Raw genomic sequence first — 19,715 nt, 5'->3', positions numbered from 1 at the left:
CCCTACGACGCGTCCAGCACCGTGCCCGCGAGCACAGGCGCGTTCGGCCGTGGCAGGCCCTCGAAGTCGTCCAGCTCCATGAGCAGCGACTCCGCGGGCTCGGCCACCCGGTCGGTCACCGTCGGCACGGTCACCTCGACGCTCGTCGTCCCGGCCGGGATGTCCTGCCCCAGCCACAGCACCTCGTGCAGCGGGCGCTCCGGGTCGGCCTCCACGCCGTTGGCCAGGAGCCACTCCGGGTCCACGTCCTTGGTGGACAGCTCCGTGCCCTCGGTGACCTGCTGCACCGTGATCGGCTGCCACAGATCCACGCCGGCGGGCTCGGACAGCGTCAGCCGCCAGGTCAGCGCCTGCCCCTCGGTCACCCGGTCCGCGACGGGCGTCACGGTGATCTTCGGCTCGGGGTCGTCGTTCTCGGCGGTGACCCCGCCCCGGTGCGAGCCGACGACCGCGCCCTTGACCGCCTTCACGGCGATGTCCTGGCGCAGGTCGTAGGCGAACAGGGTGTCGCCCTTCACCTGGACCGGCACGTCGATGGCGTTGCTGCCGGGCCGCACCGTGACCAGCTTGTCCGTGCCGAGCCCGGTGTCCCGGTCGAGGACGTACACCCGGACCTGGCCGACGCCCCGCCCGGAGATCTCGACCGGGATGCGGTAGGTGCGGGTGCCCGAGTCGCCCTCCTTGACGATCGTGCGGCCGACGTCGACACGCGGCAGCTTCGGCGCATGCACCGCGGGAGTGCCGGGGGCCCAGCCCCAGGCGTCCATCAGCCAGGCCTTCCCGGACGCCGAACGCGGCGTCAGGTCAAGGGACTTGACGTGCTTCAGGTCGAGCTTGGCGCGCACGGCGGGGGTCAGCGGGACGCGGACCTCACGCGCCCAGTACGAGGAGGTGCGGTCGCTGCCGGGCAGCCCGTCCACCCGTACCGTGCCCAGCGCGGCCCGGCGTCCGGCGGCGTCGGTGACGGCCACGTCGAGCCGGGTGCCGGTGGTGTTCGGCGGCACGAAGACCCGCAGCGCGAGTTCCTTGGAGCCGGCGAGGGAGAGCGGCGCGGCGGGCCGCACGCGGGCCGTCGCGCCCGGCGCCGACCAGTCCAGTGCCACCGCGCGGCGGCCGGTCTCGCGTCCGGCCTCCCACCAGGCGAAGTGCGGTGACCTGCCGGGGGTCTCCGGGTTCAGGCAGGCGGCGTCCGGGGCGGGGTCGATGGCCGAGCAGAGCCGGGCGCCGGTCACGGTCACCGGTCCGTCGGGCAGGAAGCCGCCGGTGCGGCGCGCGCCGGTCGCGTGGGCGAGGACCCGGGCGGGGTCGGCGGAGGGGGCCCGCCTGCCGGAGCCGTCGAGCAGCGGACGCGCCCGGTCGTCGCCGGCGACGAACAGCCGGGCGGCGGCGGCGATGTAGGTCGCGCCGGCATGGTGCTGCTGGTCGGCGGTGAGCCGGGTGGCGGCGCCCGGCGCGCACACCGGGTCCGGCTGGTCCCCGTCGTCTCCGAAGTCGTCCCAGGCGGGGGCGGCCGCGGTGCCCGGGGTCCATTCGCTGTTGAAGTAGTTGTGGTTCGCGCCGACCATGTAGAGCGCGCTGTGCAGCGCCGCGCCCTTGCTGACGCCGCGCGTGCCGTCGACGTACACCTCGCCCTGGAGGTCGGACACATCGCCGTCGCAGCCCGGCAGGATCGTCGCCGACGGCACGTCCGCGACCGGATTCTGGCCGAAGATCGTCGGTCCGATGAGGACGGTGCCGCGGATCTTCCAGCGCACCGGGCCCTTGTAGCCGTCCTGGGCGGCGGGCGCCGGGTAGAGGCTGTCCATCGCGGCGCGGTTGACGCCCTCGCCGCCGCGCGAGTGGCCCACGAGCAGCACGCGCGAGAGGTCCGCCTTCGGGGCCTTGCGGACGGCCGCGGGGGCGGCGGCCGGGTTGGCGGACCAGCCGGCCCAGCGGGCGAGGTGCTGCCGGACCAGGGAGGAGCGGGCCTGGGCGCCGGCGTCGTCGACGTCCGCGTCCTGGCCGTTGACGCCGTTGGCGGAGATCGACACCGTCACATAGCCCTGGGAGGCCAGCAGTTGCTGGTCCTTCAGGTAGCCCTTGTAGCTGGGGATGCTCTTCGTGTCGGTCGGGCAGGGCCAGTCGATGGAGATGTAGTCGGGGTCGTCCGGCTTGAAGCAGGTCGTGTGCCGGCCGTGCAGGAACAGCGCGAGCGGGCGCTTGCCGGTCGCTCCCTTCGGCGCGACGACGACCGCCTGCATCTCGATCGGGGCGGCGAACCCGGGCAGCTTCACCGGGTCGAGCGTGTACTCGCCGGTGACGGTGCGGTACCCGCCCGGCTTGCCGGGGTCGACGGAGTTGGCCGGAAGCGCGGCGGGCGGAGCGGCGGCGGCGCGCGAACGCCTGCCCCGGTCGGCGGAGTTCTGCGCGGGAGCGTCCAGGCGGCGGCCGGCGGCCAGCACCTGGAGGTCCTTCAGGGGGCCGGGGCCGGCCTCGTCGAGGGCGAGCCGGAACGTGTGGCCGTCCTTGTCCGGCGTCGGCACGCCGAGCAGCCGGTCCGCCGCGTGGAACTCCACCCGGGCGTCGCCCGCGGGGACGCGGGTGGGTGAGCGCCACACCAGTTCCCGTGCGGCGCCCTCGCCGCCGATCCGCCATCCCGGCGGCAGCGCGCTGTCGGCGGCGGTGGTCGACGGTCTCGTCTCGGAAGGGGGTTGGGCCTGCGCCAGTCCCGGTGTTCCCGCCAGGGCCGCGAGCGCGGCCACGGCGGTGACACCTATTCGCCGGGTTCGCCGGGCACGGATCAAGGGTCCACTCCTCACCACTGTGAGCGCGGGAGCCCCTTTCCGTTTCAGGAGCTCCTCGCGTCACGGAGGAACCCCGAAAACGCCCTGTGGGTTGCCTGTGGCCCGGAACCGGTCGACGGGACCGACAGGATCCGGTCACCGCGGCCGGCGTGCGCGCGGGCCGGGTGACGCGGCGTCAGCGCCAGCTGCGGAACGGCTCGTCGGCGAGCTGGAAGACCGGCTCGCCCCGTACCGGGTCCTTGGCCGTGGCGAGCCGGACGCGGGCGCCGTTGTGGACGCCGATGAGCGGGCCCATGACCCTGCCCCGCACCACGAAGCCCTCGGCGAGCTCGATCAGGGAGACGTTGCGGGCGGAGGGGGTGTTGCGGTGCACGACCGTGGCGTGCCGGACCGTTCCCAGGCCCTCGCTGCGCTCCGTGCTCAGGTCGCTGCCCTGGCACACCGGACACAGCAGCCGGTGGTACATGGCGGTGCCGCACCAGGCGCAGCGCTGGAACCAGATCGTCTCCCCGTCCGTGCCCCGGCGGTCGAGGACGCCGGCAGAGGAGCCGGCTGCCTGCTGAGCGGCGCTTCCTGAGTGGTGGTACACGCTGGTCAACTCCCTGCACTTGGGCCGGAATCCACGTGCGCGGATCGCCCGTGCACGGACGTGCGCGGTTCACCGTGCCACCGTGCACGCGCTCAGCGTATGGCACTCAGTGCCACGCGTAAAGGCACTGCGTACCCCGAAAATTCAGTCCCGGGCGAGGGCCGTCTCGATCTCCTGCACCACCCGCCACAGCGGCGCCCCCCGCCGCGCCACCACCACGACGACGTCCTCGGGGCTCCCGGGGCCCTCGGCCCCCACGGCCGACTCCCGCGCCGCGGCGGCGGCCGGCGCCGCGGCGAACGCCGACTGCACGTACCCCAGCGCGTGGTCCACGGTCGCGCTCGCGTCGCCCTGTCCGTCCGAACGCAGCCAGGAGCGCAGCGCGTTGTTGTGGGCGGCGACCACGGCGGAGGCGATCACGTCGGCCCGCAGGTTCCCGTCGGCCCGCCCGGCGAAGCGGGCGCGCAGATACTCGGCGAGGGCGCGCTCGTAGCGCCACACCACCGACAGCTCGTACGCGCGCAGCCCCGGCACCTTCTTGGTGAGCCGGTAGCGCTGCACGGAGAAGGAGGGGTTCTCGGCGTACATGCGCAGCACCAGCCGGGCGGCGTCGCACACCCGGCGGACCGGCTCGTGGGCGTCGTCGCTCGCCGCGAGGTAGGCGGTCATGTCGGCCAGGCAGCGCTCGTGGTCGGGGAAGACCACGTCCTCCTTGGAGGGGAAGTAGCGGAAGAAGGAGCGCCGGCCCACCCCCGCGAGGGCCACGATGTCGTCGACGGTCGTCTGCTCGTAGCCCCGCTCCAGGAACAGCCGGAAGGCCGCCGCGACCAGGGCGTCCCGCATGGGCGGCTTCGCGGCGGCCGGCTCCGCGCGGTCACTGGGGCTCATGCCAGGGAACGTAACACCCGGCCGCCCCCGATGGCACTCGGTTCCCTCCCGGGGGAACCGAGTGCCCCCGCTGTCACTGCCGTTCCGCGGCCTCCACGACGTTGGTCAGCAGCATGGCCCGCGTCATCGGACCCACGCCGCCGACCGGCGGGGCGAAGGACCCGGCGACATCGCTCACGTCGGGGTGGACGTCGCCGAGGATGCCCTCCACCGTGCGGGTGAGGCCGACGGACAGCACCGTCGCGCCGGGCTTGATCCAGTCCGGGGTCACCAGGTGCGCCACCCCGGCGGCGGCCACGACGACGTCCGCGACGCGCGTGTGCGCGGCCACGTCCTGGGTGGCCTCGTGGCACAGGGTCACCGTGGCGTGCTCGGTGGCGCGGGTCAGCATCAGGCTCAGCGGACGGCCCACGGTCACCCCGCAGCCGATCACGCAGAACTGCTGGCCGGTGATCGCCACATGGTTGCGGCGCAGCAGGTCGATGATGCCGCGCGGGGTGCAGGGCAGCGGCCCCGGTATGCCCAGCACCAGCCGGCCCAGGCTGGTCGGGTGCAGGCCGTCGGCGTCCTTGACCGGGTCGATCAGCTCCAGCACGGCGTGGGTGTCGATATGGGCGGGCAGCGGCAGCTGCACGATGAACCCCGTGCACGCCGGGTCGTCGTTCAGCCGCAGCACGGCGGCCTCGACGTCGGCCTGGGAGGCGTCGGCGGGCAGCTCGACGCGGATCGACGCGATGCCGACCTGGGCGCAGTCGCGGTGCTTGCCGCCGACGTAGGAGCGGCTGCCGGGGTCGTCGCCGACCAGGATCGTGCCGAGCCCCGGGGTGATGCCGCGCTCCTTCAACGCCTGCACACGGAGGGCGAGTTCGCTCTTGATGTCGGCTGCTGCGGCCTTGCCGTCGAGGAGTGTTGCGGTGGTCACGGGAGTCGCGAGCCCTTCGGGAGACAGGTGCGGACGGGTCTGACGGGTCTGACAGGAGAGGACGACGGTGCGGAACCGGGTCCACGTCCCGGTCCCCGAGCCGCCGTCGCCCGGTCCCCGAGCTGCCATCGTACGTCCCGCCCGCCTCCCGCCCGCCGTCCGTCCCACCCGCACGGCACCCCCACGGCAGCCCCTCGGCACCCCGCTGCGGTGCCCCGGTCCCCGCCGCGTACCCTGCCGGGACCGTCCCGCACCCCGGCCGAGGAGTCCCGTATGTCCGCCGCCCGCGACCGTCTCCTCTACGTCACCGACCTGGCCTACCCGGCCCGCGGGCGGCGCTACGGCGACGAGGACGTCTTCCTCGCCTCCCGGCTGCGGGCCGACTTCGACCTGGCCCTGTGCCATCCGCTGGACGCGGCGGCGCTGATGGACGCCTTCGACGCCGTCGTCGTCCGCAACAGCGGGCCCGTGCTGGGGTACCGCGAGGCCTACGACGCCTTCCGCGAGCGCGCGTCGGCCACGGGGGCACGGGTGTACAACCCGCTCACCGGCCGCGCCGACATGGCGGGCAAGCAGTACCTCCTCGACCTGTGCGCGCGGGGTTTCCCCGTCGTCCCCACCGTCGACCGCTCCGGGGACCTGCACCGGCTGCCCGACAGCGACCGCTACGTCGTCAAGCCCAAGCTCGGCGCGGACTCGGTCGGCCTGCGCGTCGTCGGCCCCGACGCCCTGCCCGCCCTGGCCGACGGCGCCGTGCTCGTCCAGCCGTACGTCGTCTTCGCCTACGAGGTCTCCTTCTACTTCGTCGACGACGACCTCCAGTACGCCCTGTACGCCCCGGACCCCGAGCGCCGCTGGGAGCTCCGGCCCTACGAACCCACCGCGCGGGACGTCGAGTTCGCCCGCCGGTTCATCGACTGGAACGGCCTCGCGCACGGTGTCCAGCGCGTCGACGCCTGCCGGGCGCCCGACGGCGCGCTGCTGCTGGTGGAGCTGGAGGACCTCAACCCGTACCTGTCCCTGGACGCCCTCGACGACACCGGCCGGGACGCCTTCGTCGCCGCGTTCACCCGCTCCCTGCGCCGCTTCCTCGCCCGCTGACCCGTCGCGCCCGCTGACCCGTCGCGCCCGCCGAACGCTGAACCCCGTCGCCCGCGCGCCCGTATCTCTCCCCGGGGACCCACCGGAGGGAGAGAGCGTGCCGACACCGGACGGACCCGGGGAGCCTTTCGAGCGCCCGGTCCTGGAACCCATCCGGGTCCTGCGACCGCGCAACACCGACGCCCTGGCGGAGCTGTTCCGCGAGATGACGGAGGACACCGACGCCTACGAGGCGGTGCCGCTGCCGCAGCCGCGGCCCGGCGCGGAGGCGGACACGGAGGAACTCCCGCCGGTGGGCCGCCGCGCCGCACCCCGACGGGAGCGCCGCGCGTCGCCGGGGGAGCGCCGCGCCCCGACGCGGCAGCGCCGGACGCCGTCGCGGCAGCGCGGCCAGGCGTCCCGCGGGCGCGGCGGCGACCCGGCCCGGCGGCGGCGCGGCGACGACCGGGCGCGGCGACCGGCGGACGAGCCCTACCGGGACCGCACGGCCGGACCGCACCGGATCGCCATCGCCGCCCTCGCCGTGCTCGCGGCGGCGCTCGTCGGCTTCGCCTGCGCCCTGCTGCTGCCCGCCCGCGGCGGCCAGGCCGCCGCGCAGACGCCTCCGGCCGCCCCCGCTGCCCCGGCCAGCCCCGCGCCGACGGCCACCCCGCCCGCCGCGACCGCACCGGACGGCGGCGGCACACTGAGCGAGGGCGACAGCGGCCCGCAGGTCACCGACCTCCAGGAACGCCTGCGCCGCATCCCGAACGTCTACGACGGCGGGGCCACCGACGGCCGCTACGACACGGTCCTCACCGAGGCCGTGGCCCGCTTCCAGCTCTGGTACGGCATCCGCGGCGACGAGACCGGCGTCTACGGCGACGACACCCGCCGCGACCTGGAGTCCCGCACCGGATGAGGGCGCGCTACCCGGCGCGCTACCCGGCCGTCTCCGTCTCGTCCGCCGGCACCCGGATGTCGAGCACGCACACGTCGTCGCGCCGTTCCGGATCCAGCATCGCGCCGAGCAGTCCGCCCAGCGGCGTCGGCCCGACGGACCCGGACGCCGTGGCGGCGCGGGCGAGCCGCTCCAGGCCCCGGTCGATGCTCTCCGAGGGCCGCTCCACCAGGCCGTCGGTGTACAGCACGATCCGGTCGCCGGGGGCGAGCAGGCACTCCGCCTCCTCGTAGCGCGGGTCGTCGCGCGCGCCGAGCAGCACCCCGTAGGGCCGGTCGAGGTAGCGGACCTCGCCGTCGCGCAGCAGCAGCGGCGGCGGATGCCCGGCCTGCGCCCACAGCAGCCGCCGCTCGGCGCGGCTGTAGCGGGCCAGGATCATGGTCGCCGTGCCGTGCGAGTCGCGGGAGTGCAGCAGCAGCGCGTTGAGCCGGACGAGCGCGTCGGTCAGCGAGGAGCCGGTGATGATCATGCCCTTGGCGGTGAAGCGCAGCAACGCCATCGCGGCGACGGCGTCCATGCCGTGCCCGGCGACGTCACCCACCACGAACAGGGCGTCCCCGTCGGGCAGTTCGATGGCGCTGAACCAGTCGCCGCCGACGTTGAGGCCGGACTGCGCGGGCAGGTAGGCGATGTCGACGCGCAGCCCGGCCACCCGGACGGGCCGCTTCGGCAGCGGCAGCAGCGCGTCCTGGAGCCGGGCGGCCACCGTCCGCTCGGCCTGGAGCGCGCCGTGCTGGGTGAGGTTGGCCCGCTCGCTCGCGACGAGCGCTATCTCGGCGTTGCGCTGCGCGGTCAGGTCCTGGACGAAGCCGTGCACCTCGACGGGCGTGCCGTGACGGTCCGACACCGCCTCGGCGACCACCCGCAGATGCCGGACGCCCTTGCGGGTGAGGACGCGCATCGGCACGTCACACGGCCGCCCGGCCCGCAGCAGCTCCCCGATGGCCCGGGTGAGCGCGGGAGCCTCCTCGGGCAGGGCGAGGCCGGGGAGCTGGGCGAGGAGCACCGCGCCCTGCCCGGGGTCGCGGTCGAGGATGGAGAAGACCTGCGAGGACCAGGTCATCTCACCGGTGACCAGGTTCCAGTTGGCCCAGCCGAGGTTGCCCAGCCGCTGCACGTCCGCGAGGCGCTGCTCCTGCCGGTCGGAGGGGTCGTGCCGGATCCAGCTCACCACCAGCCCGTCGCCCAGCGGCGCGGCGCGGGCCGACACCGTCGCCGGCTCGGCGATGCCGGCGGACGTGTGCTGCCGGACGAACGGCTCGCTCTCGTAGGGCTGTCCGGAGTCCAGCGCGGCCAGGCAGCCCGGCCACAGCGGTTCCCCGGTGACGGAGGGCCAGCACTCCAGGAAGCGCAGACCGAGCAGTTCGCGCCCGCTGCGGCCCACGGCGTCGAAGGCCCCGGCGGTCGCCGCGTCGACGAGGAAGTCCTCCACGTCGCCGGCCGGGGTGCGCAGCGGTGACAGCAGCACCGCGGGGACCGGCAGCCGGTCGAACACCGTCTGCACGGAGTCCGGGACGGTGCCCGGCGTGGGGCCCTGCCACGGTCCGAACGTGCGCAGCGCGCCCGCGCACAGTCGGGCGGCGTCCAGCAGATGGCGTCGGACCTCGGGGGTGAACGGACCCTCGCGGCGGCGCAGTACGCCCAGGGCGATGTCGGCGGAGTGCCCGGTCACCACCGGCAGCCAGGCCCGGGTGGGCCACCGGTCGGGCGGGTCCCCGATCAGCAGGTACCGTTCGCGGTCCTCGCGCAGGTTCTCCAGCCAGCGCGGCTTCCCGCTGTCCAGGGCGTCGAGGGCGGCGATCCCGGTGACCGGCGGCACCCGGCTCCACTGGCCGGCCAGGATGTCGTCGATGCCCGCGTGGCCCACGAGTTCGAGCCCGCCGACGGACAGCCGCGCGAAGATCATGACCGCGTCGGCCCCGACGCCGGGGGCGAGATGCTCCAGCAGGCAGCCGGCGAGGTCCTGGGGGCCGCCGACGCGGACGAGCGCCCGGCCGAGCCGGCCGAGGGCGGCGGCGGCGTCGGCGGCTTCCGGGGGAGCCTCCTCGGTGGGGTCCTTCCCGGTGCCGGCCGGGTCCGGTCCCGGGGCGGCGCCGGTCGTGCCGCCCAGCCCGCCCAGGCCGCCGAGGGTGATCCAGCACTCCTCCAGCAGCGTGCGCCGCGCCTCCTCGGCCCGCCGGTGCAGCTCCTCCTGTGCGGCCTCCGGTGAGCAGCCGGTCTGCGCCATCACCGCGCCCTTGGCCCGCTCCACCACCGCCGAGGAGGCCGCCAGTTCCTGGAGCCGGTCCATCTCGGCGCGTTGACGCGCCACGACCCGGGTCAGCGCCGCCATGTCGGGCATGGTGCCGGACTCCGTGGGCCGGGCGGATTCGCTCGTCACGGCACGAGCATGGCACACGCACCCGCATTCGATCGCGGTCTTGCGTCAACGCCGTCGCCAGCGACGATGACCTCACCGCGGCCGGAGCGGAGGGTGCCGTTCAGCGTGTGCAGGAGTGGTCCACGAGCGCCTCGGTGACGGCGCGGACGCTGCGCGCGATGTGCTGGAGCTGCATGACCTCGGCCGCGTAGAGCTTGATGGTGTGCTCGATGACCGACTCCGGGAGGCCGAGCCGCGGCAGGTCGGCCCGCGCGGTCTGGAGGGCGGTGCGGGCCACCCGGATCTCGTGCTGGACCTGGATCTGCGCATGGCGGGCCAGCAGGACCGGGTGCCGCAGCAGCGCCGGATAGCTGGCGTAGCGCGCGGGCACCAGTTCGCGCAGCCACTTGGCGGCGGAGCGTTCCCAGTCGTAGCTGCCGGGGGTCTTGACCTGGCACGGCCAGTCCGGGCTGATGCGCGTCGTCGTCAGGGGCATGATCATCGCTTCCGGGTGTACGGCGTCGTGACGGGTGGTCCGACGTTGTGGGGCGGCCCCGGCCTAGGGGATGACCGGGGCCGCCACAGGGCCTCGCGCCGGCGAGGCCCCGGACGCCCTCGCGCCGACGTGGGTAGGGGACGGCGGCTTCGGGTGTCCGTTCTGGAGCCCTTGGCGGGCTGTGGAGCCGTGAGCAGTATTTATATATGCCATCGGCTTTGCAAGACGTATGAAAACATTCATGCGCGAAATGCCGACAATGATCCGATCGTGCGTTTCGCTGACCGGGGGGTGCGGGGAAAGCGGCGGGACGGAGCGGCGGAACATTTCCGGGCCGTGGCTACTCCCGCAGGAAGAAGTGGTGCTGCTCGGCGATCTGCTCGTACTCCTCCAGCCGCGCCTGAGTGCGCTCGGGCCCCGCGTCCGTCATGGCCTGGAGCAGCGCGGCGGCCATCACGCCGGGTGCGGCGTAGGAGTCGAACACCAGCCGGGAGCCGGTCCCGGTGGCGAAGGTGACGTCGGCCTCGTCGGCCACCGGACCCAGCGCCAGATCCGTCACCAGCGCGACCTTCAGACCGGCGCTGCGCGCGACCCGCACGGCGGTCAGCGTCTCCTGGGCGTGCCGCGGCATCGAGAACGCCAGCACCCAGGTGCCGCCCGCCTCCCGGGACTGGAGCAGCGCGTCGTACGCGACGCTGCCGCCCCGGGTCACCAGCCGCACGTCCGGATGGACCCGGCGGGCGGCGTAGGCGAAGTACTCGGCCAGCGAGGCCGAGATGCGCAGGCCCAGCACGGTGAGCGGGGTCGAGGCCGACAGTCGCCGGCCCACGTCGATCACCTGGTCGGGGTCGGCGAAGTCACGGCGCAGGTTCTCCAGGTTCTCCAGCTCCGCGTCGACCGCCGCCTGGAGCTCGTTGCTCCGGTTCACCTCGGCGGCGGCCGGGCCCCCGGCCAGGGTGCCGAGCGCGATCGACTGGAGCTTCTCCCGCAGCGCCGGATACCCGCTGAAGCCGACCGCCGCCGCGAACCGGGTCACCGACGGCTGGCTCACGCCGACCCGTTCCGCGAGATCGGTGATCGACAGGAACGCGGCCTCGGTGATGTGCTCGATCAGGTACTGGGCGATGCGCCGTTGCCCCGGGGACAGATGGGGCCCGTCGAAGAGCGCCCTGAGCCGGGACGTCGGGGACACCTCCGCCTCCGGTCCCGTCCTGCCCGAGGTGATCGTGGATGCCTGTGCGCGTGCCTGCTGAGGCGATGGCACCGGTGGTCCTCCTTTGTCTCCCACGAAGCTCAACATAGCCCACGGACCGCGCCGCTCCGGGTGTCGTGAGCGGCGGGTGCGGAGCATGCCGGGCGGCGCCCTCACCAGGAGGGCGACCCGCGGGGGAGACAGGTCCTCGGACCACCGGATCCATGGACCACCGGATCCATGGACCACCGGATCCTCGGACCACCGGAGCGGCGGGAGCGGAGGAGGACCGGGCGCGTCAGGCCCGCTCCGCTCCCGCCGTCAGGGCGTCACCGCCGCACGAGTCGTACCGACAGTCCGTCTGCCGTGTAGACGGGTACGGCCCGCAGCGTGTCGGAGTTCAGCTCGACGCGCGCGAACCGGCCGCGCAGCGCGCGGGCGCCGAGCACACGGACCGTGCTGCCGTCCGCCGGGGGCTCCTGCGCGTCCAGGTGCAGCGACAGCACGCTGTCCTCGCCCAGCACGACCCGCCGGTCCACGGTCAGCACCTCCTCGTCACGGCCCGCGCGCAGTGTCGGCGCCAGCGTGCCCGCCTCCAGCGCGAACAGCCCCCGCACCCGCGTCGGTTCGTCGATCCGCAGCGTCCCGCCCAGCACGCGCAGGTCACCGCGGCCCAGCGCGTCCGCCGCCGCCGAGACGAGCACGCCGTCCTCCACGACCGTGTCGCCCCGGTACCCGTTGCGGCCGGTCAGGGTGAGCGTGCCGGTGCCCTTCTTCGTCAGACCGCCGTGGCCGTCGATGTCGTTGCGCCAGACGTCGGCCGCCCCGAAGCCGCCGGCCGCCGCGTCCAGCGTGACCGTCACGTCGGAGTCGAACGCGCCGTAACCGTCCGACGCCGCGAACAGGTTGAGCCGGCCCCACTGCTCGAAGCCGTCCAGCAGCACGTACCCGGCGGACAGCGCGGTGGTGCGCAGCACCTCCCGGCGCTGGGCCGCGGACAGGTACGGCAGCCGGGTCTCCAGCAGCACCTCCGCGCCCTTGGGCACGGTCAGCGGCGCGTCCGGGCCCTCCTGCCGGAGGATGTAAGTGAGGCGCGGCTCGACCGCGCGGGCGTTGGCCTCCCGGTCGGCGTACGGGTCGCCCGCGTCGGAGTGGGCGTGGGCGAACAGGGTGTCGGGCGTGGTGCCCGTGCGCTGCGTGAAGTAGGCGAGGGCCTGCGCTCGCGCCGCCGCCTTCAGCTCGGCGTTGGCCGGGTCCGCCAGCGCCGCCGCGGCGAGCGCGGTGGCCATGACGCGTCCGCCGAGGACGTCGACGGTGGAGTGCATGCCGGAGACGATCCGGGTGTGGCTCAGCTCGAGGGCGCGGGTCACCAGCTCCTGGAACCGCTCGGGCACGGCGTACGCGAACGCCAGGGACGCCAGGTGGAAGGCGTTGGTGTGCCCGCTGGGGAAGCCGCCGTCGTCGACGGGCGAGGTGCTGCGCTGGCGCAGCAGCTGGGTGACGACCTTGACTTTGGAGTCGTAGACGGGGTAGCCGAGCGCGTCGGTTCGCCCGGTGTCGACGACCTCGCTGTCCTCGTTCATGCGCCACGGTCGCGGGTACTGGAAGGCGTACTTGCCGGGGTTGCCGGAGGCGAACGGGCCGCGCACGGTGTCGACCAGCCGGGCCACCTGTCCGAGGTCCGAGGTGTAGGAACCGGCGCCGATCGCCGAGCCGGCCGGGGCGCCGGCGGGGACGGCGTCGCTGATGGTGGTCGGCGGCGTGGTCTCGGGGGCGGCGGTGATCGAGGTGACCGCCTTGGCGCCCTCCCGGTAGAGGCCGGCGAGCGGGCCCAGCGCGGCGATCATCGCGTAGCTCTGGTGCTGGCGGTCGTAGACGAAGGCCTCCCTGGCCTGCGCCTCCGTGCGGGCGGTGGTGACGCGGACGCTGTAGCGCACGTTGGCGCGCAGCACGTCGGGGCGCAGCGGCGTTCCGGTGTTCCAGGCGGAGCCCGTCTTCCAGACCTCGGCCATGCCGCCGAGGATCCGCACCACGGCGTTGGTCTCGGGCGTGAGGTTCGCCGTGATGTTCGACTTGTAGTCGTCCACGAACGCGAGCGGCGCGGTGGCGGCCTTCGCGTCGGCGGCGCCCAGCCAGGACACCAGGGTGGGGGCCGCGACCAGGGCGGCGGATCCGCCCAGGGACGCCTTGAGGAAACCTCTTCTGTTCACGGCCACGGGCGAGGACGTGCGGTGCCCGGCGGGTGACGGCATGGATGTGCCTCTCTCGAGTGGTAACGGCCGTGCGGCCGGGGAGGACGTGCGACGGGAAGACGTGCGGTGAGAAGACATGAGACGAGAAGACGTGCGAGTGAGGCGAGAAGCCGTGCGAGGGGGTATACGTGCGATCCGGTGCGCGGATGCGGGTTTCTGACGATCCGTGAGCCCGGATGGTGCGTTCGTTCGAAGATCTACGGCCGGGCCGTGTCCCCGCGACGAGAGCCCGGCGACCACGACATGTCCCACAGGTGAACGGCGGACCCCGCCCGCCTCCGCGCCGCCTCACAGCAGCCCCCGCGCGAGGGCCACCGCCCCCTGTACCGGGGGAGTGCGCAGGGGCTGGGCCCGAGCGCCGGGGGCGGCGTCGGCGAGGGCGGTCGTGAAGGAGTCGTACAGGCCGGGCTGGGCCAGGATCGTGCCGCCCGCCACCACCACGTCGTCGACCGCGACTCCGCGGGCGGCGAGGCGGGCGACCAGGGCGGCGAGGGAGCGTCCGGCCTCGGCGATCACGCTCCGGGCGAGCGGGGAGCCGTCGGCGGCGGCCGTGAACACGGCGGGAGCGTGCCGGCCCCACTCGGCGGAGACGTGCGAGGCGGCCTCCAGGGCCGCGCCGAGCGCCGGGACCTCGGCCACGCCGAACGAGGCGACGAGCCCGCGCGCGAGGGCGTCGGGCTCCTCCCCGCGGTCGTGCGCGGCCCACACCGCGCGGGCCGCCTCGCGGACGAGACCGGCGGCGCCGCCCTCGTCGCCGAGGACCGCGCCCCAGCCGCCCACCTGGACGGGTGTGCCGTCGGGCAGCCGGCCCACCGCCACCGAACCGGTGCCGGCGACCAGGCCGACGCCCTTGTCCAGACCGGCGGCGGGGACGAGGAGCTCGGCGTCGCCCGTGACCAGCGCGGGCGCGTCGAAGTGGAGTTGCAGCGCGGTGCGGAGCTGCGCGCACTGGCGTCGGGTCTCGCAGGCGTGGGCGCCGACGGCCACGGCGGACGGGCGCGCGCCCGCGGGGAGCGCGTCGGCGACCAGCGCGGCCAGCCAGCCGGCGGCGGCCACCGGGTCCTGCGGCCGCCATCCGGCGCTGGGGCGGACGAGGTCGGCCACCGGGGTGTCGCCCGCGAGGGCGCTCAGCTGGGTCTTGGTGCCGCCCACGTCGATGCCGACCACGAGGTCGCACGCGGGGAGGGAGTCCTGCACGGATCCTCTTTCGTCGTTGCGCGGGGCTGCGACGGCGGGCGAACCGTGCCGGAGGAAGGGCGGAGAAGAAGAACTAGGGAAGCCCCGGGACGGGCTTCTGACGGACCACGGCAGGCGAGTACCGTGACGTTCGTTAGGAAGTTAACTAACGAAGTACAGTGCGTCAAGAGTGCGTTGCGCATCCGAGCGCCGGCCGGTTTTCCCGGGCCTTCTCCGGGCCGCCGGGGCGGGCGCGCGTGACGCCACCGCATCCCGTCGCCGCCTCCCGGGGAGAGCTACGACCCCGGGAGCGCGGCCCGTGAACCGAGTGGGGGAAGTGTGGAACTCGACATGGCAAGGACCCCCCGCCTGACCGAGAGCGCGAGCGCGGTGTTCACCGTGCTCGCCGAGGCGGGCAGCGCGACCCGGCCGCAGCTCGCGAGCCTGGCGGGCCTGTCCAAGCCGACGGTGTCCTCCGCCGTCGCGGAACTGGAGAGCGCCCGGCTCGCCGCCCACTCCGGCACCGCCTCCAGCGGCACGGGCCGCTCCGCCGCCGTCTACCGCCTCGGGCCGGCCGCCGGGGCCGTGCTCGCCGTCGATCTCGGCCCGGCCCTCACCCGGGTGCGCGGCTGCGCCCTGGACGGCGCGCCGCTCGCCGAGGCGACCGGCTCTCGGGCCGCCGCCGCCGACGTCGTGCGCGAGGCGCTCGACGCGCTGCCCGCCGACGCGCCGCTGCGCGCCATCGTCGTCGCCGTCGGCGACGTCACCGCGCGGGAGGGCGCCGGCATGCGCCCGGCGACCGCGAAGGCGGGCCCCGTCTTCGACGCGGTGGCCGTCGCCCTGCCGCCGGGCGTCCCCGTCCACCTGGAGAACAACGTCAACTGCGCCGCGCTCGCCGAGCTGCACGAGGGCGCGGCCCGGGGCCGGGACACCTTCGGCTATCTGCGCATCGGCGTGGGCATCGGCCTCGGCATCGTCGTCGGCGGCCGGGTGCTGCGCGGCGCGAACGGCGCCGCGGGAGAGCTGGCCCGGCTGCCCTATCCCTGGGACGACGGCAGTGAGCCGCGCCGTGAGGCCCTGGAGGAGTACATCGGCGCCCGCTCCCTGCTACGGCGGGCCGCCGAGGCCTGGGGGGACGGCGACGGGCCGTGCCCGCGCACCACGGAGCGGCTCCTCGCCCTCGCCGGCGCGGGGCGGCCCACGGCCCGCGCGGTGATCGACCGCCACGCCGCGGACGTGGGCCGGCTGACCGCCGCGGTGACCGCGGTGCTGGACCCGGGCCTGATCGTGCTGGGCGGCAGCACCGGCGCCGACCCGCAGCTCCTGCCCGGCGTCCGCGCCGAGCTGGAGCGGCTGAGCTGGCCCACCGAGGTGGTCAGCAGCACGGTCGGCGATCTGGGCACCGTCGTGGGGGCCGCGCGGCTCGCCGTCGCCTGGGGAGTCCAAACCGTGACCGATGCGGCGGGGACGAAGGATTGACGGCCTCCGACTCGGTCTGCCAATGTCCGGACAAGCGCTTTCTAAGTCGGCCGGGACGCCGACTCAGGGTGAGCGTCCCGCCCGTACACGAGGTACGGCAGCCACGCGAGGGCGTGCTCGCGTGACGACGGCCATGGCGGCCGGGGATCCGCACCCGTCAGGATGGCGCGCGGCCGGGCGAGGCCGTGCCCCCGGAAAGCGAAACCTCCCGCAACACAAATGCACCCGTGCCGCTCGGCTGGCGCCGTGCTTCCTCCGCTACGACGAAAAGGGATCGAAGATGACGACTTTGGGTGTGCGGCGCTCCCGCCGACTCGGCCGCGGCGGCATACGCCGCCTGGCTCCCCTCGCTGCCGTGGCCACGACAGGTGCCCTGCTGCTCTCCGCCTGTGGCGGGGGAGGCGACTCGGGCGGCACCTCCAAGTCGCTGACGTTCTGGATCTCCACGGTTCCGGGGCAGGACGCGGGCTGGAAGAAGGCGGTGGCGGACTACAAGAAGGAAACCGGCGTCGACGTCAAGCTCGTCAACATCCCCTACGACGGCTACGAGGCGAAGCTGCGCAACGCCGCGCAGGCCAACTCCCTGCCCGACGTGGCGGCGGTGCCGAAGGTGGACCCGATCTGGTCGAGCAAGCTGCTCGACCTCAAGGACATCGCCAACAACAAGAGCAACAAGATCAACGGCAACTTCGTCGCCAAGGACTCGTCCGGGAAGGTGCTGTCCATCCCCTCGGACATCACCGCGTCCGGCATGTTCATCAACAAGTCGCTCTTCGAGAAGGCCGGCGTCTCCTACCCGACCTCGCCCTCCAAGACCTGGACCTGGACCGAGTTCATCAAGGCGGCGAACGAGGTCCGGGAGAAGACCAAGGCCAAGTACTCCCTGACCTTCGACCAGTCGCCGTCCCGACTCCGCGCCATGGTGTACGAGATGGGCGGGCAGTACATGCACGCCGACTCCTCCGGCAAGTTCTCGGCGGACGAGGCGACCAAGAAGGCCGTGAACACCTTCGTCGGATGGAACGACGACAAGACCATGCCGAAGTCGGTGTGGACCAGCGGCGCCGACCCGTCGGCCATGTTCCAGAGCGGTGACGTCGTCGCCTACTGGTCCGGCGTGTGGCAGGTCGCCTCCTTCGCGGAGAGCATCACGAAGTTCGAATGGGCGAGCGTCCCGACCCCCGCCGAGCCGGTGCAGGCCAGCGACGTCAACAGCGGCGGCATGGTCGTGGGCTTCAACAACAACGGCGACGCGGCCACCGCCGCGAACAAGTTCATCTCCTGGCTGTACGAGCCCGAGCACTACAAGGCGCTGTGCGAGGCGTCCGGGTTCCTGCCGGTCGAGAGCGGTCTGAACCCGACGTACCCCTTCAAGTCCGAGGCGGCGCAGGCGGCGTTCAAGCTCTACAACGAGTCGATCCCGCTCTACGCCCCCATCTCCGGCTACTTCAACGTCGCGCAGACGAACTGGGCGCTGAAGGGCAAGAGCCTCACCGACGACCCGACCAAGGCGGAGATCGGCAAGGCGATCAACGGTGAGCAGTCGGCCGACAAGGCCCTGGAGAACATCGTGGCCGGCTACAACCAGCAGGTCGGCGGCGCATCGTAGGCCCCAGGTCCGGGCGGCGGTACGAGCCACTGCCGCCCGGACCCGGACCTCCGCGTGATGCCGGGCTCATGGCGTGAGCCCACCGCTATCCCATCCACCAGCACGGAGTCAGGAAGATGACAAAACGAGCCTCGGACGTGTCCGTGAGCCCGCCCAGGAGCCGCAGCAAGTACACCCTCGCGCCGCTCGTCCTCATCGCGGCCAACGTCGTGCTCTTCGCGCTGTTCTTCGTCTGGCCGGCGGTGATCGGGCTCGTTTACTCCTTCACGAACTACACGGGCATAGGGGCGTTCCAGTTCGTCGGACTGGACAACTACCAGAAGCTGCTCGGGGACTCGACCTTCTACGCCGCGACGACCCGCACGCTGCTGTACACCGTGCTCTTCGTTCCGCTGAACTTCGTGCTCTCGCTGCTCATCGCCAACGTGCTGGTGAGCAAGCACGCCAAGGGCGCTTCGGTCGCCCGCCTCTTCTTCTTCATCCCGTGGCTTCTGTCGCCCATCATCGTGGGCGTCCTGTGGCGATGGCTGTTCGGTGAGAACTTCGGCCTGGTCAACTACCTCATCGAGAAGGTCGGCGGAAGCGCCGTCCCGTGGCAGTCGAACGCGGACCTGTCACTGATCGTGGTCGTGGTGGCGGCGGCCTGGGCCTGGACGGGCTTCTCCATGCTGCTGTTCATCGCGGCGATCAAGAACGTGCCGACGTCGTACTACGAGGCGGCCGCGCTCGACGGCGCCGGTCCGTGGCGCCAGTTCATCAGCATCACGCTGCCGAGCATCGCGCCCACCTCCTTCATCGTCATCCTGCTCAACACGATCCACGCGATGAAGGAATACGCGGTGTTCGCCTCCCTCAACAACGGCGGACCCGGAACGTCGAACAACCTGCTCGTCCAGTACATCTACCAGACCGGCTTCAAATCGGGCCAGATCGGCTACGCGAGCGCCGCGTCGTTCGTGCTCATGCTCATCCTGATGGCCGTCGCGATCATCCAGATGATGGTCAACCGGCGGGTGGAGAACCGATGACAACCACAGACATGCCGCGCAAGGTCGACGCCGGTTCCGCACGGGCCGCCTCCAAGAAGAGGTCCCGCGGCTCGGCAACCGGCGGGCTCCGGCGCGCGATTCCCGCGACGACCCTGCTGTGGGTCCTGGCGGGCCTCTACGGGATCCCGGTGCTGTGGTTCGTCCTCAGCTCCTTCAAACCGGCGGGAGACCTGTTCTCCCTGCCGCTGACGGTGTTCCCGGACGACCCCACCGTGTCGGGTTACAAGGCGGCGTGGGCGAGCGCCAACTTCTCCCAGTACTTCATCAACACGACCCTCGTGTGCGTGATCGCGACGATCCTCACGGTGGGAGTCAGCTGCTGCACCGGGTACGCGCTGGCCAAGTACGACAACAAGTGGCTCAAGGTCTTCTTCGTCGGCATCCTGGCCACCACGATGCTGCCGGCCGAGGTCATGCTCGCCCCACTGTTCCTGGTGGTCCGCGACCTCGGCTTCTACAACTCGCTCTCCGGCATCATCCTCCCGGCCCTGCTCACCGCGACCGGCTGCTTCATGTTCCGCCAGTTCTTCCTGACGGTCCCCGACGAACTCATCGAGGCCGCCCGCATCGACGGCGCGCGCGAACTGTCGATCTTCCTGAGGATCATGGTGCCGCTCTCCCGGCCCATCATGCTGACGCTCGCCATCCTGTCGTTCCAGTGGCGGTGGAACGACTACATCTGGCCGCTGCTGATGCTGAACGACCCCGAGAAGTTCACCGTGCAGATCGGCATCCAGAGCCTCGTCGGGGCGCAGAACATCAACTGGTCGGTGCTGCTCGGCGGATCGGTCATCTCCATGGTCCCGCTGATCGTCGTCTTCCTGGTGTTCCAGAAGTACGTCATGAACGCCGACATCAACGCCGGACTGAAGGACTGACC

15 protein-coding genes are annotated in these 19,715 nt (G+C 73.1%); 6 read left to right on the top strand and 9 right to left on the bottom strand.

Annotated elements, in window-relative coordinates:
* Positions 1-2 precede the first annotated feature (2 nt).
* The 4 genes from ACFYX4_RS16080 to ACFYX4_RS16065 all read right to left on the bottom strand — a co-directional run bounded on the left by ACFYX4_RS16080 (position 3) and on the right by ACFYX4_RS16065 (position 5,182).
* Positions 3-2,741 (bottom strand): alpha/beta hydrolase family protein, encoded by a 2,739-nt coding sequence (locus ACFYX4_RS16080; protein ID WP_389332325.1) that lies wholly within the window; start codon positions 2,739-2,741, stop codon positions 3-5.
* Between the two features lie 217 nt (positions 2,742-2,958).
* The gene (locus tag ACFYX4_RS16075) at positions 2,959-3,372 is read right to left on the bottom strand and encodes a Zn-ribbon domain-containing OB-fold protein (RefSeq protein WP_389332322.1); all 414 of its coding nucleotides are present in this window, start codon (positions 3,370-3,372) and stop codon (positions 2,959-2,961) included.
* A gap of 144 nt (positions 3,373-3,516) precedes the next feature.
* Positions 3,517-4,215, bottom strand: coding sequence for a TetR family transcriptional regulator (locus ACFYX4_RS16070; RefSeq protein ID WP_389333020.1), 699 nt, complete (start codon positions 4,213-4,215; stop codon positions 3,517-3,519).
* A 118-nt stretch (positions 4,216-4,333) separates the two neighbouring features.
* The gene (locus ACFYX4_RS16065) at positions 4,334-5,182 is read right to left on the bottom strand and encodes a bifunctional methylenetetrahydrofolate dehydrogenase/methenyltetrahydrofolate cyclohydrolase (RefSeq protein WP_389332319.1); all 849 of its coding nucleotides are present in this window, start codon (positions 5,180-5,182) and stop codon (positions 4,334-4,336) included.
* A gap of 273 nt (positions 5,183-5,455) precedes the next feature.
* Here ACFYX4_RS16065 and ACFYX4_RS16060 point away from each other — a divergent pair, with 273 nt between their 5' ends.
* Together ACFYX4_RS16060 and ACFYX4_RS16055 are read left to right on the top strand one after the other, a co-directional pair.
* A complete protein-coding gene (locus tag ACFYX4_RS16060; RefSeq protein ID WP_389332316.1) occupies positions 5,456-6,283 on the top strand; it encodes a hypothetical protein in 828 nt (275 codons plus the stop codon).
* Between the two features lie 97 nt (positions 6,284-6,380).
* Positions 6,381-7,184, top strand: a complete 804-nt coding sequence (locus tag ACFYX4_RS16055; RefSeq protein WP_389332313.1) for a peptidoglycan-binding protein — start codon at positions 6,381-6,383, stop codon at positions 7,182-7,184.
* 19 nt (positions 7,185-7,203) lie between these two features.
* Here ACFYX4_RS16055 and ACFYX4_RS16050 read toward each other — a convergent pair whose 3' ends face one another.
* From ACFYX4_RS16050 to ACFYX4_RS16030, 5 genes are all read right to left on the bottom strand, one after another.
* Entirely contained in the window at positions 7,204-9,555 is a 2,352-nt protein-coding gene (locus ACFYX4_RS16050; RefSeq protein ID WP_389333017.1) for a SpoIIE family protein phosphatase, read from the bottom strand.
* A 148-nt stretch (positions 9,556-9,703) separates the two neighbouring features.
* Positions 9,704-10,084: a hypothetical protein gene (locus tag ACFYX4_RS16045; protein ID WP_389332310.1), complete on the bottom strand. Its 381-nt coding sequence runs from the start codon at positions 10,082-10,084 to the stop codon at positions 9,704-9,706.
* 334 nt (positions 10,085-10,418) lie between these two features.
* The gene (locus ACFYX4_RS16040; RefSeq protein ID WP_389332307.1) at positions 10,419-11,342 is read right to left on the bottom strand and encodes a MurR/RpiR family transcriptional regulator; all 924 of its coding nucleotides are present in this window, start codon (positions 11,340-11,342) and stop codon (positions 10,419-10,421) included.
* A 257-nt stretch (positions 11,343-11,599) separates the two neighbouring features.
* Positions 11,600-13,522 (bottom strand): phosphatase PAP2 family protein, encoded by a 1,923-nt coding sequence (locus ACFYX4_RS16035; protein WP_389332304.1) that lies wholly within the window; start codon positions 13,520-13,522, stop codon positions 11,600-11,602.
* Between the two features lie 288 nt (positions 13,523-13,810).
* Positions 13,811-14,719 carry an N-acetylglucosamine kinase gene (locus ACFYX4_RS16030; RefSeq protein WP_389332301.1) on the bottom strand — a complete coding sequence of 303 codons (909 nt, stop codon included), beginning with the start codon at positions 14,717-14,719 and terminating at the stop codon, positions 13,811-13,813.
* A gap of 330 nt (positions 14,720-15,049) precedes the next feature.
* On the opposite strand from ACFYX4_RS16030, the gene ACFYX4_RS16025 reads away from it, so the two are divergent.
* From ACFYX4_RS16025 to ACFYX4_RS16010, 4 genes are all read left to right on the top strand, one after another.
* On the top strand, positions 15,050-16,177 hold the full coding sequence (locus tag ACFYX4_RS16025; RefSeq protein WP_389332298.1) for an ROK family transcriptional regulator: 1,128 nt from the start codon (positions 15,050-15,052) through the stop codon (positions 16,175-16,177).
* Between the two features lie 280 nt (positions 16,178-16,457).
* Positions 16,458-17,786: an ABC transporter substrate-binding protein gene (locus ACFYX4_RS16020; RefSeq protein ID WP_389332295.1), complete on the top strand. Its 1,329-nt coding sequence runs from the start codon at positions 16,458-16,460 to the stop codon at positions 17,784-17,786.
* 116 nt (positions 17,787-17,902) lie between these two features.
* Positions 17,903-18,814, top strand: a complete 912-nt coding sequence (locus ACFYX4_RS16015) for a carbohydrate ABC transporter permease (protein ID WP_389332292.1) — start codon at positions 17,903-17,905, stop codon at positions 18,812-18,814.
* Positions 18,811-19,713, top strand: a complete 903-nt coding sequence (locus tag ACFYX4_RS16010) for a carbohydrate ABC transporter permease (RefSeq protein WP_389332289.1) — start codon at positions 18,811-18,813, stop codon at positions 19,711-19,713. Before ACFYX4_RS16015 ends, ACFYX4_RS16010 begins: the two co-directional genes overlap by 4 nt.
* The last annotated feature ends 2 nt before the right edge of the window (positions 19,714-19,715 follow it).

Origin of the sequence: Streptomyces sp. NPDC002328 (assembly GCF_042890065.1) — a bacterium.
In the GTDB taxonomy this organism is placed as follows: Bacteria; Actinomycetota; Actinomycetes; order Streptomycetales; family Streptomycetaceae; genus Streptomyces.
Note: the sequence above shows the minus strand (reverse complement) of the source record. Positions and strands in the feature narration are given on the sequence as shown.

Bases quoted from the DNA above. Each gene is read 5' to 3' on its own strand.
- ACFYX4_RS16060 (WP_389332316.1), top strand. From the start codon at position 5,456: ATGTCCGCCGCCCGCGACCGTCTCCTCTACGTCACCGACCTGGCCTAC.
- ACFYX4_RS16070 (WP_389333020.1), bottom strand. From the start codon at position 4,215: ATGCGGGACGCCCTGGTCGCGGCGGCCTTCCGGCTGTTCCTGGAGCGG.
- ACFYX4_RS16045 (WP_389332310.1), bottom strand. From the start codon at position 10,084: ATGATCATGCCCCTGACGACGACGCGCATCAGCCCGGACTGGCCGTGC.
- ACFYX4_RS16020 (WP_389332295.1), top strand. From the start codon at position 16,458: ATGACGACTTTGGGTGTGCGGCGCTCCCGCCGACTCGGCCGCGGCGGC.
- ACFYX4_RS16025 (WP_389332298.1), top strand. From the start codon at position 15,050: ATGGCAAGGACCCCCCGCCTGACCGAGAGCGCGAGCGCGGTGTTCACC.
- ACFYX4_RS16015 (WP_389332292.1), top strand. From the start codon at position 17,903: ATGACAAAACGAGCCTCGGACGTGTCCGTGAGCCCGCCCAGGAGCCGC.
- ACFYX4_RS16050 (WP_389333017.1), bottom strand. From the start codon at position 9,555: ATGGCGGCGCTGACCCGGGTCGTGGCGCGTCAACGCGCCGAGATGGAC.
- ACFYX4_RS16035 (WP_389332304.1), bottom strand. From the start codon at position 13,522: ATGCCGTCACCCGCCGGGCACCGCACGTCCTCGCCCGTGGCCGTGAAC.
- ACFYX4_RS16010 (WP_389332289.1), top strand. From the start codon at position 18,811: ATGACAACCACAGACATGCCGCGCAAGGTCGACGCCGGTTCCGCACGG.